Genomic DNA, 18,008 nt, shown 5'->3' on the forward strand with positions numbered 1-18,008 from the left:
AATCGCCGCGAGATCCGGCTCCAAGAAACTCGCCATCATCGCCGTCGCAAGGAAACTCCTCACCGTCCTCAACGCAATGCAACGCCAACAAAAACAATACGCCTGAAAACACAGTTGCCAGGCCTCGCCCTTTCAACCTTCAATCGCCGGAAAATCTAAGCTGTGGGGCGCATCCACGGCTACAAACTCAGAAACCAACACCAAAGAAAAGCCCCGCCGGATCGCTCCGGCGGGGCTTCGTGTCCTTCCAACGAAGCTTGAAGCTTAGTTGTCGGTGTTCTGCTTCTTCAGCGCGGCACCGAGGATGTCGCCGAGCGAAGCGCCCGAGTCGGTCGAACCGTACTGAGCGACCGCTTCCTTCTCCTCGGCGATTTCCAGCGCCTTGATGGAGACGGTGAGGCGGCGGGTCTTCTTGTCGAACTGCGTGACGCGGGCATCGACCTTCTGGCCGACCGAGAAACGCTCGGGGCGCTGCTCGTCGCGGTCGCGGGAGAGGTCGGCACGCTTGATGAAGCTTTCGATGTCGTGATCGACGAGCTTCACTTCGAGGCCGCCATCCTTGATCGCGGTGACTTCACAGGTAACGATCGCGCCCTTGCGCAGTTCGCCGGAAGCGGCGGCATCGCCGATCGCATCCTTGCCGAGCTGCTTGACGCCAAGCGAGATGCGCTCCTTCTCGATGTCCACGTCGAGAACCTGCGCCTGCACCATGTCGCCGCGATTGTACTCCTCGATGACCTGCTCGCCCGGACGCGTCCAGTCGAGGTCGGAAAGGTGCACCATGCCGTCGACATCGCCTTCGAGACCGATGAACAGGCCGAACTCGGTCTTGTTCTTGACCTCGCCTTCCACGACCGAACCGGCCGGGTAGGTGCGCGCGAAAACTTCCCACGGATTTTCCAGCGTCTGCTTGAGGCCAAGCGAGATGCGGCGCTTCTGCGGGTCCACTTCGAGAACGACCACGTCGACTTCCTGCGTCGTCGACAGGATCTTGCCGGGGTGGACGTTCTTCTTGGTCCAGGACATTTCCGAAACGTGGATGAGGCCCTCGATGCCCGGCTCCAGCTCGACGAACGCGCCGTAGTCGGTGATGTTCGTGACCTTGCCGGTGACGCGCTTGCCGATCGGGTAGCGCGTGCCGATGCCTTCCCACGGATCCGCCTCGAGCTGCTTCATGCCGAGCGATATACGGTGAGTTTCCTGGTTGATGCGGATGATCTGGACCTTGACGGTCTGGCCGATCGACAGGATTTCCGTCGGGTGGTTGACGCGGCGCCAGGCCATGTCGGTGACGTGCAGCAGGCCGTCGATGCCGCCGAGGTCAACGAACGCGCCGTAGTCGGTGATGTTCTTGACCACGCCCTCGACGACCTGACCCTCTTCGAGGTTCTGGACGATTTCGGAACGCTGCTCTGCGCGGCTCTCTTCAAGCACGGTACGGCGCGAAACGACGATGTTGCCGCGGCGCTTGTCCATCTTGAGGATTTCGAAGGGCTGCGGGTTGTGCATCAGCGGGGTGACGTCGCGGATCGGGCGAATGTCCACCTGCGAACGCGGCAGGAACGCCACGGCGCCGTCGAGATCGACCGTGAAGCCGCCCTTGACCTGATTGAAGATGATGCCTTCGACGCGCTCGCCGGCCTCGAACTTGGCTTCGAGCTTGACCCAGCTTTCCTCGCGGCGTGCCTTGTCGCGCGACAGCATGGCTTCGCCCAGCGCGTTCTCGATGCGCTCGACATAGACTTCGACTTCGTCGCCAACATTGAGCTGGCCGTCCTTGGCCTTCGCGCCGAATTCCTTCAGCGGGACACGGCCTTCGACCTTCAGGCCGACGTCGATGATGGCCATGTCTTTTTCGATGGCCGTAACGATACCCTTGACGACGGAGCCTTCGGCGGAATGGTTCTCGGAGAAGGACTCCTCGAGAAGGCTGGCGAAATCGTCACGGGTGGGGTTTGCGTTTGACATTTAAGCTCCTGGAAGCTCGGGCTTTTAGGCCTCGAGCGGCGCCGGGGTTGGTGTTGATCGAGGCCCATGTCGCATCGATCCTTTCGGATCGAAAAGTCGGCGCAGGATGCGACGGGGCCGATTTTAATTCGAAAAGCTGAATGCCCGCGCTCGCAACCGCTCAAGGGCGCGAGGCAGGCCGTCCGCTCTTCAGGACTCAAGTCCGGGCAGCGAGCCGATCGTCGATCACGGATCTCGCCGCCTGGAAGGCCGTCTCTATATCCATTTCCGTCGTATCGAGCAAGTGCGCGTCCTCGGCGGGCTTCAGCGGCGAGTCCGTGCGCCCCATGTCGCGCGCGTCACGGCGGGCGATATCGGCCAGAACGTCGTCATAGGAGACCTCGGGCGCGTCCTGATGACGGCGCAGGGCGCGGGCTTCCGGGCTCGCCGTGACATAGAGCTTCACGTCGGCGTCCGGACAGACGACCGTGCCGATGTCGCGCCCGTCGAGCACCGCGCCGGGCGGCGTCTGCGCAAATTCGCGCTGCTTGGCGACGAGCGCGCGGCGCACGGAAGGCATGACAGCGACACGGGAGGCGGCTTCCCCGACGCCATAGGCGTTAAGGCGATTGCGGTCGAGCGCTTCGAGATCGAGATTGACTGCGACCTGCTCGGCCAGCGCCTCGTCGTCGAGCGACAAATCCTCCATCAGGAGCGCCAGCGCGACGGCGCGATAGGTCAGGCCCGTATCCAGATGCGGCAAGGCATAATAACCGGCGAGAAGCCGTGCCAGCGTGCCCTTGCCGGAGGCGGCGGGGCCGTCGATGGCGATGACGAGCGGGCGGCTTTCGGTGGTGTCTGTCATTCGATCTCCGCGCCGAGAGACGCCATCAGGTCCATGAATTCGGGAAAGCTCGTCGCGATCATCGCGCGGTCGTCGACAGTGACGGGCTTTTCGGCGGCGAATCCCAGAACGAGGAAGGCCATCGCGATGCGGTGGTCGAGATGCGTGGCGACAGTGCCGCCGCCGATGCCCTTGCCGCCGGGCGTGCCGGTCACGCGCAGGAAATCCTCCCCCTCGACGCAAGTCACGCCATTTGACTTGAGGCCGTCCGCCGTCGCGGTGAGCCGGTCGCTTTCCTTCACGCGCAACTCGTCGAGCCCGTTCATCACCGTCTCGCCTTCGGCGAAGGCGGCGGCGACGGCGAGCACCGGATATTCGTCGATCATGAAGGGTGCGCGCTCGGGCGGAACGGAAACGCCCTTGAGGTCGGAATGGCGCACGCGCAGGTCGGCCACGTCCTCGCCGCCGGCGTCGCGCCGGTTGAGAAGCTCGATCGAGCCGCCCATTTCGAGAAGCGTGTCGATCAGCCCCGTGCGGGTCGGATTCATCAGGACATTCTCGATGGTGATATCGGAACCTGGAACGATCAGGGCTGCGACCAGCGGAAAGGCCGCCGAGGAGGGATCGCCCGGCACCTGTATCGCGCGGCCGGTCAGCTTCGGCTCACCGAGAAGGCGAATGTGGCGCACGCCCTCGCCGTCCGTCTCGACCTCGATCTGCGCGCCGAAGCCGGCGAGCATCTTTTCGGTGTGGTCGCGCGTCATGACCGGCTCGATGACCGTGGTGACGCCCGGCACGTTGAGGCCGGCCAGAAGCACCGCCGACTTCACCTGCGCCGACGCCATCGGCACGCGATAGGTGATCGGCGCGGCGCGCTTCGGTCCGCGCAATGTGAGCGGCATGCGCTCACCTTCGGCCATGGAGACGATCTGCGTGCCGAATTCGCGCAGCGGATCGAGAATACGTTTCATGGGACGCTTCGACAGCGACGCGTCGCCGGTGAAGGTCGTTTCCATGTCATAGGTGCCGACGAGGCCCATCGTCAGACGCGAGCCGGTGCCGGCATTGCCGAAATCGAGCGGTTCGGTAGCCTCAAGCAAGGCGCCGTTGCCGGTGCCCTCGACGATCCACTCTTCGTTCGTCCTGGTGATGACCGCGCCCATGGCCTTCATCGCCTCGCCGGTGCGCAGCACGTCCTCGCCTTCCAGAAGCCCGGCAATGCGCGTTTGACCGGCCGCAAGCCCGCCGAACATCAGCGAGCGGTGCGAGATCGACTTGTCGCCGGGCACACGGACCGAACCTGTGAGCGCCTTTGCGGCATGCGCGGTGGCGGGGCTGGGTTCTGCGGCGGCGGACATGGGGATCGCTCTTTGTCTGTGCGGGAGGCGCGAAAGGTCACGGGACGCCGGCTTCCTAACATGCGTTTTCGCGTCGGTCATCCCTGTAGCGCCGCCGACAGCGATCTGTGGTTGACATTGGCTTTGACAGTCGGTCATTCAATGGGTATGGGGACGCGCATTATTTCACCCCCATGCGACCGTTCTTGCCCGCGCCGATAGTCTCGGAGCCTGCGGGAAGAAGACCGAAGACACGATGAGGCTCACCGTGGCGAAACCCGAGCTTGGCACCAAGCGAATCTGCCCTGAAACGGGCCGTAAATTCTACGATCTGAACAAAGACCCGATCGTTTCGCCCTATACGGGCCAGTCCTACCCGCGTTCCTATTTCGACAGCGGCTCCGCGATCGAAGAGGAAGAAGAGGTCGAGGAGCAGGAAGAGGAGGTCATCGAGGGCGATGCCGACACCGTCTCGCTCGAGGATGCCGACGAAGAAGCCAAGGGTGGCGACTCGGCAGACGACGATGACGACGTCGAAATCGACGGTGACGACGACGATACCTTCCTTGCCGATGACGAGGACGAGGACGATGACGGCCTCGACGACATCATCGGCGTCGGCGACGACGACGACGACACCTGACGCTGGGGCGTCGGCCGAAAGCATCCAGGCGGGTGCTTTTGGGCTTGCAATACATCCGGGGCGGCGCTAGAAGCCGCCTCGCACCGGCCTTTTTGCCGGTCCGGGGCCATAGCTCAGCTGGGAGAGCGCCTGCATGGCATGCAGGAGGTCAGCGGTTCGATCCCGCTTGGCTCCACCAATTTTTCTAATAAAAATTAAAGGCTTGCGGCTAGATGTCGTTTGAGGCTGATGCGCTAACCCATTTAGGGAAGCACGCCAGATTTACAGGAGCTATTCGGATGTTGAAAGAAGCTTCCAAGCCGGAAGTGCTTTCCAATTGGCCGGAAACCCCATAGCCACAGGATCGGCGAGCGGGCACGAGCCCACGAGTTCCAAAATCTGCTGACGCCAGTTGGTTCCTGGCGCTACGATGCCCATGAGATAACCGAGTACAGCAAGCGTGTTGTACAGCCTGCCAGGCACGACTTCATTCATGCAAGTTTGAGGCTTGCTGGCGATTTTGGGGACGGTCATCTTCACCGTGATCTGCTTGTTCCAAAGGCGACCGTGGTGCGCACAGATATTGCGGACATACGTCAAATGGTGGGCAAGCGAGATTATTATTGATTCGTCGAGACCGTAGGGCTTGGAAACTGCCCGTCGGTCTGGACGATGCTTCAAATTGCTGTACCACATGGATAGCTGGCCGAACGAACTAACTTCCGCGGTCATCCAGATTGGAGGGTGTTCCGGATCGTCGTACTTTTCCCGGTACTGAACGACGAATGTATCCTTGGAGCGCTCCAGATCCTCAATGAGACGCGAGAAGGCTTGTGCGTAGCGATCCGCTCGCCAGTACAAGAGCGGGTCTAGGTAACCATGCGGGCCGTACTTCATTGCGAGATGATGCGCCCATGTGCCGCGCAGTGAGACCTCAACCCGTTCGATCGCATCCATCACCAGCAAACGTAGCCGGCGGTCGAAGATCTACAGAGCGAGAACATCATCGAAGCAGGTGCCGATCTTGAACTTGTGCTCGCCATCCGCAGGCGCAGCGTCCTCGAATGGAAGCCAATAAGCCCGCAGCCGATAATAGCTGATGTGCTGGAGGCAGTGCGCGGCGTGCGCTCGATCCGGCACCGTCATTCCCCGCTTTTCGATGCGGTCGATCTGGTCAGCTATAGAAAGGGATGGTTTCGCGAACTTCATACCGTCTCATAGACAGATTCTTGATCGCAAAAAAGAAAAACCCGCCGGGGTGCGCAGTGCGCAACCGAAGTCTCGTCCGAGGCGTGGCGGGTGTTGTTGCGGTGAGATATGGCCCATTCATCCTAAGAAAGCAAAAATGGCTAATCCGAAATTCTATCGGAAATAACGGGCTATCACCGCAAACCCTTGATCCAGATTCGAATTTTTTTTCATTACGGAGACGAGTAACCCGTGGAAACGCGTCTGTCGCATCTACGTGGCAAACGCGGATCAATAGTCGGCGTGCCGCCCCTACAACCGGATTAGTTTCAACCTGGCTATTTCAGGCCGATTCGAAACGTGTTCCACTTGGGGTTGCGCGACCCCATCAAGGCCTCATTCGCCCCCTACCCGCCACATTGACTTCAACGGGTATGGATTTCCGGCATGACGGCACGCTTCATCCGCTTTTCCGGCATCGCGCTGGCTGGTGCGGTCGCAATCACCATTTCGGCCGGCCATGCGAACGCGCAATGCGGCAGCGCCTCCTGGTATGCGCTGACCTCCAAGACCGCCTCCGGCGAGCGGATGAACCCCGAAGGCATGACGGCCGCCCATCGAAGCTTGCCGTTCGGATCGAAGATCAAGGTCGTCAACCAGAAAAACGGCCGCGAGGTCATCGTGCGCATCAATGATCGCGGGCCGTTCACCAAGGGCCGTGTCCTCGATCTGTCGCGGGCAGCGGCGCACAAGCTTGGCTTCGTCAGCGCCGGACACACCAAAATTTGCCTCGAAGGCCTTAGCTGAGCGGCTTCGCGACGCGCTCCGTCGCCGCGCGCGCCGAAACAGCGCGGCCGTAGAGATAGCCCTGACCCAGCAGGCAGCCGAATTTGTCGAGGCGCGCGGCCTGCGCCTTTTCCTCGATGCCTTCGGCGACCGCCTCGATTCCCAGACCGGTGCACATGGCAAGGATGGCCCTGACGATATGCTCCGAAGCGCGATCGCTCAGAAGACCTGAAACGAAAGACCGGTCGATCTTGAGTTTGTCGAAGGGGAATTCGCGCAGCCTTCCGAGCGAGGACTGGCCGGTGCCGAAATCGTCGAGCGCGATGCGCACGCCGGCATCCTTGAACTCGGCGATGATCGACGCGGCGGTTTCGGGCATCGTCATCAGTCCGGTCTCGGTGATCTCGATTTCGAGCCGCTTTGGGTCGAAACCGACCCGATCGGCGATCGCGATCACCTCACCCGCCGTTGATGCGTCGATCAGTTGTTCGGACGACAGGTTGAACGACAGGAACAGCGGGTCCGGCCAGTTGCGCGCCGTCTCCGCCGACTTGATGAGAAGCAGCCGCGACAGATCCGGCATGATGCCGCGCTCTTCCGCGATGGGGATGAATACGCCGGGCGATATGACGCCCAGATCGGCATCGCGCCACCGGGCCAGCGCCTCGAAGCCCAGGATGCGGCCCGTGCGCATCTCGACGATCGGCTGGAAATGCGGCTCCACCTCGCCGCTGGAAACCGCGCGGCGCAGCGCCTGCTCGATCCGCGTGACAGATTGCGCCGCCTCGACCAGCTCGCGCGAATAGACCACGACGCGGTTGCGACCCGTCCGCCGTGCCTGGTAGAGCGCCGTTTCGGCCTTGGCGATGAGCTGCGAGGCGGTTTCGCACGCATCGTCGTAGATGGCCGAGCCGACGCTGGCGGTCAGCCGGACCGTGCGCGCGCCGATGTCGTAAGGGGCCGACAGCACGGCGACGAGCGTGTGGGCCAGACGCTCCGCCGCCTTCGCGCTGAAGATGAAGGGAGACAGGATGGTGAACTCGTCCGAGCCCGTGCGCGTGACCGTGGATGTGTCATCGAGCGCCGCGCGAAGGCGCAGCGCTGCCTGCTTCAGGATGCCGTCGCCGGCGCTGCGGCCATAAAGATCGTTGATCGGCTTGAAGCCGTCGAGGTCGACCACGGCGATGGCGAACGGGGCGGGGTCGGACTGGCGCTTGCCGATCAGGCGGGCGATCTTGTCTTCCAGCCGCAGCCTTGTGCCAAGACCCGTCAGCGGGTCTGTCATGACTCCCGCCGCATCGGTCCGGACGCTGTCGATCCCGCTTCCCAAAGCCCCCGCTATGCTCCCCCTTTTTATCGTTGCGCGCGAGGTTCGCAGAAAAAGCTTTCCGAACCGTATCGCCGCGAAGAAGAAAGCGCGATTGGCAAGCGGGCGCGAAATGGCTAGAGCATTCGCAGCCGGAAGAAATCGTCCGGCGTCGCTGGTTCGGAGCCTCCATGACCTTGAAGATCGCTTTCCAGATGGACCATGTCTCGACCGTTTCGATCGCGGGCGATACGACCTTCGCGCTGGCGCTCGAAGCGCAAAAGCGCGGCCACGCGCTCTTCCACTACACGCCCGACCGGCTGTCGATGCGGAACGGGAAGGTGACGGCGCGCGCCGAGGAAATGCGCGTGGCGGACATGAAGGGTGCGCATTTCACCCTTGGCGAGCCTAAGCGTGTCGATCTTGGCGAGATGGACGTGGTGCTTTTGCGCCAGGACCCGCCCTTCGACATGAACTACATCACCACGACGCATCTTCTGGAGCGCATCCATCCGAAGACGCTGGTGGTCAACGACCCCGCATGGGTGCGCAACTCGCCGGAGAAGATTTTCGTCACCGAGTTCCCGGACCTGATGCCGGAGACGCTCATCACCAAGGACAGCCGAGAGGTCGACGCCTTCCGCAAGGAATATGGCGACATCATCGTCAAGCCGCTCTATGGCAATGGCGGAGCGGGCATCTTCATGTTGCAGGAGGGCGACCGTAACCTCGCCTCGCTGCTCGAAATGTTCGAGCAGATGTTCCGCGAGCCCTTCATCGTCCAGCGCTATCTCAAGGAGGTTCGCAAGGGCGACAAGCGCATCATCCTGATCGACGGCGAGCCCGTGGGCGCGATCAACCGCGTACCGGCCGAACACGATTCGCGCTCCAACATGCATGTCGGCGGCCGCGCCGAGGCGACGGACCTGACCGAACGCGAACGCGAGATCTGCGCCCGCATCGGACCGTCGCTGAAGGCGCGCGGCTTCATCCTCGTCGGCATCGACGTCATCGGCGACTACATGACCGAGATCAACGTCACCTCGCCGACCGGCGTACGCGAGGTGAAGAAGTTCGGCGGTGCGGATATCGCGGCGCTTTTCTGGGACGCGGTCGAAGCGAAGCGTGGCTGAACGCGCGTTTGTTCCAAGTTTGCAAACAACTGCAACCAAGGCATAACCGGAGCGTCTTTTTGTTCGCTTATTGTTCTTGATTTGATCTGAAGTTCGTGCTTGTCTTTCCGCAAGGAGAGTGGGGCATGGTTTCAAGGGTTCGCACGATCGCCTTTCAGGGCATCGAGACGGTTCCGGTCGACGTTCAGGTGATGATCGCGCCTGGCAAGGTCGGCATGAATATCGTCGGTCTCGGGGACAAGGCGGTGGCCGAGAGCCGCGAGCGCGTGCAGGCGGCACTGCACGCGTCGGGCCTGTCGATGCCGCCGAAAAAGGTCACCGTGAACCTCGCGCCGGCCGATCTGCCGAAGGAGGGCAGCCACTACGATTTGCCGATCGCGCTCGGGCTGATGGCGGCGCTCGGTGCTATCCCCTCCGATGCGCTCGATGACTATGTCGTGCTCGGCGAACTGGCGCTCGACGGCACCATCGCGCCGGTTTCCGGGGTGCTTCCCGCCGCGATCGGCGCCAACGGGGCGGGCCGCGGGCTGATCTGCCCGGCTGCCTGCGGCTCGGAAGCCGCGTGGGCCGGCGCCGAGATCGACATTCTGGCGCCGCGCAGCCTGATATCCATGGCCAATCATTTTCGCGGCACGCAGGTGCTGGCCCGTCCCGAACCGATGGTCGATCCGCAGCCGGCCGATCTGCTCGATCTCGCCGACATCAAGGGGCAGGAAAGCGCCAAGCGCGCGCTCGAAGTGGCGGCGGCCGGCGGCCACAACCTTTTGATGATCGGACCACCCGGCTCGGGCAAGTCGATGCTGGCGCAGCGCCTGCCCTCCATCCTGCCGCCCTTGGCCGCTAAAGAACTGCTCGAAGTTTCCATGATCGCCTCGATCGCGGGCGAACTTGCCGGCGGCAAATTGTCGGACCGGCGTCCGTTTCGCAACCCCCACCATTCCGCCTCGATGGCCGCCATGGTCGGCGGCGGTTTGCGCGCGCGGCCGGGCGAGGTGTCGCTCGCCCATAACGGCGTTCTCTTTCTGGACGAGCTTCCCGAATTTCAACCGGCCGTGCTCGATTCGCTGCGCCAGCCGGTCGAGAACGGCGAAAGCGTGATCGCGCGGGCCAATCACCGCGTCTCCTATCCCGCGCGCATACAACTCGTCGCGGCGATGAATCCGTGCCGCTGCGGCATGGCAGGTGAGCCCGGCCATCGCTGCGCGCGCGGGCCGCGCTGCCAGGCCGATTATCAGGGCCGCATTTCTGGACCTCTCCTCGACCGCATCGATCTGAGGATCGAGGTGCCTGCCGTCACCGCCGCCGATCTGATCGCGCCCGGACGCGCGGAGGCGAGCGAGACGGTTTGGGCGCGGGTCGCGGCGGCGCGCGGGCTGCAATCCGCGCGCTACGCGGCGCTCGGACTGCCGTCCTTCACGACCAATGCCCATTGCGGGGCGGCGATGATCGAAAGAATCGCCGCGCCGGACGCGGCGGGCGCGGCACTGTTGCGCGACGCCAGCGAAAAGCTGAACCTGTCCGCCCGCGCCTATCACCGCGTCCTCAAGGTCGCGCGCACGCTGGCGGATCTCGATGGCTGCGAGAATGTCGGGCGCATCCATCTCGCCGAGGCGATTTCCTACCGCATCGCCGGCGAACGAATGGCCGCGGCAGCGTGATGCAGAAAGATAAAATTACAGGAGATAGCTTGGAGCGTCATTACTCGTTTGGCCAATTGCCTCACGTTGGCCCATGTCATTGAATGATGTCATGCTTCAACCTCGGTTGAAGGTTCAATGGGCCGAACGGCACCTTAATACGCTACGGCAAGATAGCGAAGTAATGCCGCGCTACCTGTACGATATAGTTCTGTACAGTCATCGGTCTGTAGTGCTTTTGCGTCAGGCTGATACTTTTAATCTCCGTTACGTACCCACCGGTCCCGTCCGAGAGCATTACGCGCTGATAATAGGCGATGTTTTGCATAATCTTCGCTCTGCGCTTGACTACTGGATGAGTGCAGCCGTCCACAATTTTGGTAGCACAAGGAGAACGGGTCGCTTTTCGATGCCATTTGGCTCGGATATCGAAAACCTGAAAAGCCAACCTTCCTATAACCATATCGAAAAGGCATTTCCCGAAGCGGCCGAGTTTGTCGCTCAAACGATCCAGCCGTATCAGAAGGGGGCCGGGCATACTTTGAGCATTATGAGCAGGCTAAATAATTCTGATAAGCATGAATTTATTCTTCCAACGGTCGCCGTTGGCAACGTCAGGAATATTCATGCGACCATTGGCACCACGACGCTATCCGACTGCGCTATTGGAGGAAATGCGGCCAACGAAATAAATATGATAACATCCGGTACGCCGATTAGAATTCAACAGGATTTCAAGACTTCCGTCGAGGTGCGACTTACGAACCAAGTTGAATTTGATAATGACGCCGCCATACTGGTGCTTCAAAATTTCATCGACGAAACGTCTCAAGTGCTTGAGAAGTGCGAAGACTTTTTACACCGATTTGAATGTAATCTGATCTGACGCTTAGCGCAGTGCGCCGACCAGCAGGTTGCGATCCTCGTGCAGTGTCACCCACTGGCCGGTATGATTGCTCGCCTGCCGTTTGAGGAACCGGTAGTTGGTCTGCGTCCAGGGCCGGATGTCGGGCTTCAGATTGTCGAGGATGAAATCACCCCGGTCGGTGCGCAAGGTCAGAACCGCATGGCCCTCGCCGTCGGCCTTGCGCAGCACGGTGATCAGGAGATTGGACAGCGAAATGCCGGCCTCGGCGAGCCGCTTGCGCTTTTCCAGCGCGTAATCCTCGCAATCGCCCACGCCGTTCACCGGATAGGCCCACCATTCCTCGCGGCCATAGACCTCGAAATCGCTCATCGGCCTGACCGCCGCGTTCACTTGGCGGTTGACCTCCTCGACCAGGCGCCAGACTGCGGGCGTCACGACCAATGCGCCCTGCTCGATCGGGCGGATCGAGCATTCCTCCGGTTTGCGGTGGCAGAATTCGTAATGGCCGATCGGCTGCGACGTCAGGCCGCCTGTCTTCATCGCCGGTGCGTGCGTTGGCATCGCCGCCGCCGCTGCTGCATGAAGAAGTGCCCCCGCCAGAATGGCGCCCCAAAGCACTCGCGGGAATCTTGATGGTCCGCCCATTCGTCCAGCCCCGATCGTCGCACGTTTTTCGCGTCGTTAAGGAAATGTTAAGATTGGCTGAGATCGGGTGTCAATTGACGCAGGCGATATGCACATGCCTGCGAGGGGCGCTGTGACAATCAGCACACACAAAACTGCCCGAAATCCGGGCAATCATTGGTTAACCATAAATGCGGATTGATGTTTTGCAGACGGTCCCGCCAGGCGGATGTCCGATTGCGAACGCGCTTCGCGCGGCCTTTGGGATGCGGATCGAGCCACAAAAAACGCCGCGATCCGGCGTTGGATCGCGGCGCTCGTTCGTGAGCCGGTCTTGTCAGAACGACCGGCTCGAGCATATCGGCAACGGACTTATTGCGGCCAGCCGGCCACCGCCTTCACTTCGAGAAAGTCCTCGATGCCGTATTTGCCGCCCTCGCGGCCGAGGCCGGACTGCTTGTAGCCGCCGAAGGGCGAGCCGGGCGCGCGCGACGCGCCGTTGATCTGCACCATGCCCGAGCGCAGCCTTTTGGCGACGCGCCGTGCCTTTTCGGCGTCGCCGGTCTGAACGTAGCTCGAAAGCCCGTAGGGCGTGTCGTTGGCGATCTCGACGGCTTCGTCCTCGCCTTCGAACGGGATCATCGCGAGCACCGGCCCGAAGACTTCCTCGCGGGCGATGGTCATCTCGTTGGTCACGTCGGCAAAGACAGTCGGGCGCACGTAATAGCCGCGGTTGAAGCCTTCGGGCCGGCCGGGACCGCCCGCGACGAGCTTGGCGCCTTCCTTGATCGCTGCGTCGATCAGGCCCTGCACCTTGTCGAACTGGACCTGCGAGACGAGCGGGCCGATATGGTCGCCGTCCTCGGCCGGATTGCCGACCTTCACCTTTGCCGTGTGTCCGGCCGCAAGTTCGACGGCGCGGTCGTAGACGGAGCGCTCCACGAGCATGCGCGTCGGCGCGTTGCAGGACTGGCCGGTATTTTCAAAGCAATGGTCGAGCCCGCGCGCGATGGCCGCTTCGAGGTCGGAATCGGCGAAGACGATGTTGGGCGACTTGCCGCCGAGCTCAAGCGTCACGCGCTTGATCGTGTCGGCGGATGCCTTGGTGACGGCGACGCCGGCGCGGGTCGAGCCGGTGAACGACATCATGTCGATGCCCGCATGGCGCGACATGGCCTCGCCCACGGTCGGGCCATCGCCATTGACCATATTGAAGACGCCGGCCGGCAGATCCGACGCTGCAACGATCTCGGCGAAGACGATGGAGGACAGCGGCGCGACCTCCGAAGGCTTGAGGACCACGGTGCAGCCGGCCGCGATGGCGGGCACGACCTTCAGCGTGACCTGGTTCATCGGCCAGTTCCACGGCGTGATCAGGCCGACGACGCCGATCGGCTCGTGAACGATCCGCTCCTGCGGATTACGCTCGTCCAGCGCATGTTCGAACTCGAAGTTCTTCAGCGCACGGGTAAACGTCTTGATGTGGCTGATGCCGACGGCGGCCTGGCTTTCCATGGCGAGCTTCATCGGCGCGCCCATCTCCTCGGAGATCGCTTTCGCCATGTCGTTCATGCGCGCCTTGTAGGCTTCAAGCAGGCGATCGAGCCAGGCGAGCCGCTCCTCCCTGCTCGTTACGGACCATGCCGGAAACGCGCGCTGCGCGGCGGCGACCGCCGTGTCGACATCGGCCTGCGAGCCAAGCGAGATAATCGCGAAGGGCTGTTCATCAGCGGGATTGATCACCTCGAACTCGTTGGGCTTGGCCGGCGCGGTCCATTTTCCGTCGATGTAAAATTCGGTCTTCCTCAACATGGCCGATGTCCTCTCACATGGTTGTGAATCTTGACGCCACATATGGCGCGTCATTTTCGAAACGACAACAGCACCGCCGTCTTCCAGCTTACGCGGGTCGCCATGGTGCGGCGCACAGAGGCGACCACGCGTCGCATCGGGACAAACCGTCGCGGCCCCCGAAAGGCGCTGTTGCAATTTGGCCTGAATTGGTGAAGCTTGGGTCAAAAGATGAGTGCCCGGTGGACTTATGGCGGGCAACAGGGGAACAGTGCAGTCTATGGTGAGCGTCAGCAGCGCTGCGGACGATCAGTCTTTCGTTCGCTTCCACAACGTCCAGAAAAGCTATGATGGCGAAACTCTGGTCGTGAAGAATCTCAATCTCGATATCGCCAGGGGCGAGTTCCTGACGATGCTCGGCCCGTCCGGTTCGGGCAAGACGACCTGCCTGATGATGCTGGCCGGTTTCGAGAACGCCACGCACGGCGAAATCCGTCTCAAGGGACAGCGCATCGACAATGTGCCGCCGCACAAGCGCGACATCGGCATGGTGTTCCAGAACTACGCGCTCTTTCCGCATATGACGGTCGCCGAAAACCTCGCCTTTCCGTTGAAGGTCCGGTCGATCGCGAAAGCGGAGATCGCCGAGCGCGTGAAGAAAGTGCTCGACATGGTCAAGCTCGGGCATCTGGGCAACCGCATGCCGGCGCAGCTTTCGGGCGGCCAGCAGCAGCGCGTCGCGGTTGCCCGCGCGCTCGTCTTCGAGCCGACGCTGGTTCTGATGGACGAGCCGCTCGGCGCGCTCGACAAGAATCTGCGCGAGCAGATGCAGTACGAGATCAAGCACATCCATGAGGGTCTCGGCGTCACCATCGTCTATGTCACGCACGACCAGTCCGAGGCGCTGACCATGTCGAACCGAATCGCCGTGTTCGAGGACGGCGTGATCCAGCAGCTCGCCTCGCCGGCGGACCTTTACGAGCGCCCGCAAAACGCCTTCGTCGCCTCCTTCATCGGCGAGAACAACCGGCTGCCCGGCAAGGTCGAGAGCCTCAACGGGAAAGATTGCGGCGTGCGGCTGGCGGACGGTTCGCTCATCCGGGCGCTACCGGTCAACGTGTCGGGTCAGGGCGACGCGACCACGCTGTCGCTCAGGCCCGAACGCGTGCGCATCAACCCCGACAGCGGCACCGACAACACCTTCGAGGCGAAGGTCGAGGAACTGATCTATCTGGGCGACCACATCCGCACGCGCGTCAATGTGTGCGGCAACGACGAATTCATCATCAAGGTGCCGAACTCCGAGCAGAACGGGCAGCTCGCCGCGGGCGAGACGGTCCGCGTCGGCTGGTCGGCACAGGATTGCCGGGCGCTCGACGCCTGACAAGACCGCCGGAACAGGCGGCGACGACAAAAGAGCGTGCGCCGATGGTGCCATCGGCGACAACCAGAGGAGAACGTCATGAAGCTTACCAAACTCAAGGTGATCGGCGCGGGAGCCGCCGTCAGCCTGCTGGCGATCGGCGCCTATGCGCAGGATGCGGTCCAACTCACCGTCGTGTCGTGGGGCGGCGCGTATTCGGAAAGCCAGCAGCGCGCCTATCTCGACCCCTACATGGAAGAGCACTCGAACATCCGCTTCGTCAACGACGACGGTTCGGCGAACGCCCTCGCCTCGCTGCGTGCGCAGTCGCAGGCCAACAACGTGACCTGGGACCTCGTCGACATGTTGCCGTCCGACGCACAGCTCGCCTGCGACGAAGGCATCATCATGCCGATCGACGCCGACGAATGGCTGGCCCCGGCCCCGGACGGCACGGCCGCTTCGGAAGACTTCCTGCCCGGCTCGATCGGCGAGTGCTTCATCCCGCAGATCGTCTATTCCACGGTCATCGGCTACAACACCGAGATGTTCGACGAGGGCGCCGAGCCGCAGACCATCGACGATTTCTTCAATGTCGAGGACTTCCCCGGCCAGCGTGCCATTCAGGACCGCCCGGCCGGCAATCTCGAATGGGCGCTTTATGCCGACGGCGTGCCGATCGACGAGATCTACGAGACGCTGGAAACGCCTGAAGGCGTTGAACGCGCTTTCGCCAAGCTCGACACGATCAAGTCCAACCTGATCTTCTGGACGGAAGGCGCACAAGGCCCGCAGCTTCTGGCCGACAAGGAAGTGGCCTTCGCCACCAGCTATAATGGCCGCCTCTTCGCCGCGGCGATCGACGAGGAACAGCCATTCGAGATCATCTGGGACGGCCAGCTCGTCGAATGGGACGGCTGGGTGGTGCCGGAAGGAACGCGCAATCTGGAAGCCGTGAAGGAGTTCATCTTCTGGGCGACCGATACGCAGCGCCTCGCCGACCAGGCGAAATACATCTCCTACGGTCCGGCACGCGCCTCGTCCGCTCCGCTCGTCGGACAGCATGAGGACAAGGGAATCGACATGGCGCCGCACATGCCGACCAACCCGGACAATTACGAGACGCCGATCGTCCTCAACAACGATTTCTGGACCGATTACGGCGACGAACTGCGCGAGCGCTACGCCAACTGGATGCTCCAGTAGGGCTCGAGAACCGGACGGGCGCGCCACGCGCCCGTCCACACTTCCGCATATCTGAAGCCGCAGGGGCGCACCAACTCAATGGCAAACGCAGCTTTGGCTCCATCGGGAAATCTGCCGGGCGGGAAAATGGTCACCGCCGACGGCGTGCCGCTGAAGATAGCGCTTGCCCGCGCGGAGCGCCGCCGCAGGCTGACCGCGTTTCTTCTTGTTGCGCCGCTGCTGGCCTTCATCGTCATCACCTTCATCGTGCCGATCGGCCAGATGATGTGGCGCAGCGTCGACAACCCGATCGTCGTCGCGACCTTGCCGCAGACGATCGAGGCGCTCGGCGAATGGGACGGTCAGGATCTGCCGTCCGAGAACGTCTATGCGGCGCTCGTCTCCGATCTGGTCGCGGCGCAGGCAAACCGCACCGTCGGCCAGCTCGCCATCCGCATGAACTACGAGTTCTCCGGTGCCCGCAGCCTTTTTGCAGGTCTTGCCCGGCGCGGTGACGACATGCAGGCCCCTTTCAGGGAAGCGGTGATCGAAGAGAACGATCGCTGGGGCGATCCGGCCGTCTGGCAAATTCTCCAGCGGGAAGGCCGGCCCTACACCGCCGCCTATTACGTGTCCGCCGTCGATCTGCGCTACAACGACCAGGGCGAGATCGAACGCCAGGCGCCGAACCAGCGCATCTATGTCGCGCTCTTCCTGCGCACGCTCGCGCTGTCGGTCGCGATCACCTGCACGACACTTCTGCTTGGCTATCCGATCGCCTTCCTTCTGGCCTCGCTGCCGATGCGCACGTCCAATCTCCTGATGATCTTCGTGCTCCTGCCGTTCTGGACCTCGCTGCTGGTGCGCACGACGGCGTGGATCGTGCTTTTGCAGCAGCAGGGCGTGATCAACGACATTCTCGTCTGGCTGGGCCTGATCTCGAACAACGGACGCGTTTTGATGATCCACAACGCCTTCGGCACCATCGTGGCGATGACGCATATCCTCCTGCCGTTCATGGTGCTGCCGCTCTACTCCGTCATGAAGGGCATCTCGCCCTCCTATATGCGCGCGGCGCGCTCGCTGGGCGCGAACAACTGGACGGCGTTCTGGAAGGTCTACATGCCGCTGACGGTGCCCGGCATCGGCGCGGGCGCGATCCTCGTCTTCATCATTTCCATCGGCTACTACATCACGCCTGCCCTCGTCGGCGGCCAGAGCGGCCAGATGATCTCGAACCTGATCGCCTTCCACATGCAGAATTCGCTGAACTGGGGTCTTGCAGCGGCGCTCGGCACGATCCTCCTCGTCGGCGTGCTGATCCTCTACTGGACCTACAGCCGCATCGTCGGCATCGACAAGGTCAAGCTGGGCTAG

14 protein-coding genes, 1 tRNA gene and 1 pseudogene are annotated in these 18,008 nt (G+C 62.3%); 9 read left to right on the plus strand and 7 right to left on the minus strand.

Annotation, left to right across the window (positions count from 1 at the left end; genetic code table 11):
- Window positions 1-264 precede the first annotated feature (264 nt).
- The 3 genes from rpsA to aroA form a co-directional block, all read right to left on the minus strand.
- The gene (gene rpsA, locus GTW25_RS18055; RefSeq protein WP_252913667.1) at window positions 265-1,968 is read right to left on the minus strand and encodes a 30S ribosomal protein S1; all 1,704 of its coding nucleotides are present in this window, start codon (window positions 1,966-1,968) and stop codon (window positions 265-267) included.
- A gap of 196 nt (window positions 1,969-2,164) precedes the next feature.
- The gene (gene cmk / locus GTW25_RS18060) at window positions 2,165-2,812 is read right to left on the minus strand and encodes a (d)CMP kinase (RefSeq protein WP_252913668.1); all 648 of its coding nucleotides are present in this window, start codon (window positions 2,810-2,812) and stop codon (window positions 2,165-2,167) included.
- Window positions 2,809-4,149, minus strand: a complete 1,341-nt coding sequence (gene aroA / locus GTW25_RS18065) for a 3-phosphoshikimate 1-carboxyvinyltransferase (RefSeq protein ID WP_252913670.1) — start codon at window positions 4,147-4,149, stop codon at window positions 2,809-2,811. The genes cmk and aroA overlap by 4 nt, the downstream gene beginning before the upstream one ends.
- 247 nt (window positions 4,150-4,396) lie before the next feature.
- Here aroA and GTW25_RS18070 point away from each other — a divergent pair, with 247 nt between their 5' ends.
- Together GTW25_RS18070 and GTW25_RS18075 are read left to right on the plus strand one after the other, a co-directional pair.
- A complete protein-coding gene (locus GTW25_RS18070) occupies window positions 4,397-4,771 on the plus strand; it encodes a TIGR02300 family protein (protein WP_252913777.1) in 375 nt (124 codons plus the stop codon).
- Between the two features lie 102 nt (window positions 4,772-4,873).
- A tRNA-Ala gene (locus GTW25_RS18075) sits at window positions 4,874-4,949 on the plus strand.
- Between the two features lie 92 nt (window positions 4,950-5,041).
- Here GTW25_RS18075 and GTW25_RS18080 read toward each other — a convergent pair.
- Window positions 5,042-5,959 (minus strand): annotated as a pseudogene (locus GTW25_RS18080) (Abi family protein).
- 426 nt (window positions 5,960-6,385) lie between these two features.
- On the opposite strand from GTW25_RS18080, the gene GTW25_RS18085 reads away from it, so the two are divergent.
- Window positions 6,386-6,745: a septal ring lytic transglycosylase RlpA family protein gene (locus tag GTW25_RS18085; RefSeq protein WP_252913671.1), complete on the plus strand. Its 360-nt coding sequence runs from the start codon at window positions 6,386-6,388 to the stop codon at window positions 6,743-6,745.
- Here the strand turns inward: GTW25_RS18085 and GTW25_RS18090 are convergent.
- Window positions 6,738-8,009, minus strand: a complete 1,272-nt coding sequence (locus GTW25_RS18090) for a putative bifunctional diguanylate cyclase/phosphodiesterase (protein WP_252913673.1) — start codon at window positions 8,007-8,009, stop codon at window positions 6,738-6,740. The genes GTW25_RS18085 and GTW25_RS18090 overlap by 8 nt on opposite strands.
- Before the next feature lie 212 nt (window positions 8,010-8,221).
- On the opposite strand from GTW25_RS18090, the gene gshB reads away from it, so the two are divergent.
- The 3 genes from gshB (at window position 8,222) to GTW25_RS18105 (ending at window position 11,686) form a co-directional block, all read left to right on the plus strand.
- Entirely contained in the window at window positions 8,222-9,163 is a 942-nt protein-coding gene (gene gshB / locus GTW25_RS18095) for a glutathione synthase (RefSeq protein ID WP_252913674.1), read from the plus strand.
- Between the two features lie 125 nt (window positions 9,164-9,288).
- On the plus strand, window positions 9,289-10,821 hold the full coding sequence (locus GTW25_RS18100) for a YifB family Mg chelatase-like AAA ATPase (protein ID WP_252913676.1): 1,533 nt from the start codon (window positions 9,289-9,291) through the stop codon (window positions 10,819-10,821).
- Window positions 10,822-10,984: 163 nt separating this feature from the next.
- On the plus strand, window positions 10,985-11,686 hold the full coding sequence (locus GTW25_RS18105) for a hypothetical protein (RefSeq protein ID WP_252913678.1): 702 nt from the start codon (window positions 10,985-10,987) through the stop codon (window positions 11,684-11,686).
- A 3-nt stretch (window positions 11,687-11,689) separates the two neighbouring features.
- Here the strand turns inward: GTW25_RS18105 and GTW25_RS18110 are convergent, their stop codons facing one another.
- Together GTW25_RS18110 and GTW25_RS18115 are read right to left on the minus strand one after the other, a co-directional pair.
- Window positions 11,690-12,229, minus strand: a complete 540-nt coding sequence (locus GTW25_RS18110; RefSeq protein ID WP_252913679.1) for a transglutaminase-like cysteine peptidase — start codon at window positions 12,227-12,229, stop codon at window positions 11,690-11,692.
- A 435-nt stretch (window positions 12,230-12,664) separates the two neighbouring features.
- Window positions 12,665-14,104: an aldehyde dehydrogenase family protein gene (locus GTW25_RS18115; RefSeq protein WP_252913681.1), complete on the minus strand. Its 1,440-nt coding sequence runs from the start codon at window positions 14,102-14,104 to the stop codon at window positions 12,665-12,667.
- Between the two features lie 259 nt (window positions 14,105-14,363).
- On the opposite strand from GTW25_RS18115, the gene GTW25_RS18120 reads away from it, so the two are divergent.
- The 3 genes from GTW25_RS18120 to GTW25_RS18130 all read left to right on the plus strand — a co-directional run bounded on the left by GTW25_RS18120 (window position 14,364) and on the right by GTW25_RS18130 (window position 18,008).
- Window positions 14,364-15,467 carry an ABC transporter ATP-binding protein gene (locus tag GTW25_RS18120; RefSeq protein ID WP_252913682.1) on the plus strand — a complete coding sequence of 368 codons (1,104 nt, stop codon included), beginning with the start codon at window positions 14,364-14,366 and terminating at the stop codon, window positions 15,465-15,467.
- A 78-nt stretch (window positions 15,468-15,545) separates the two neighbouring features.
- Window positions 15,546-16,652, plus strand: a complete 1,107-nt coding sequence (locus GTW25_RS18125) for an ABC transporter substrate-binding protein (RefSeq protein WP_252913684.1) — start codon at window positions 15,546-15,548, stop codon at window positions 16,650-16,652.
- A gap of 78 nt (window positions 16,653-16,730) precedes the next feature.
- Window positions 16,731-18,008 (plus strand): ABC transporter permease, encoded by a 1,278-nt coding sequence (locus GTW25_RS18130; protein ID WP_252913685.1) that lies wholly within the window; start codon window positions 16,731-16,733, stop codon window positions 18,006-18,008.

The sequence above is a fragment of the Aliihoeflea aestuarii genome, assembly GCF_024105665.1.
Taxonomy (GTDB): Bacteria; Pseudomonadota; Alphaproteobacteria; order Rhizobiales; family Rhizobiaceae; genus Aliihoeflea; species Aliihoeflea aestuarii.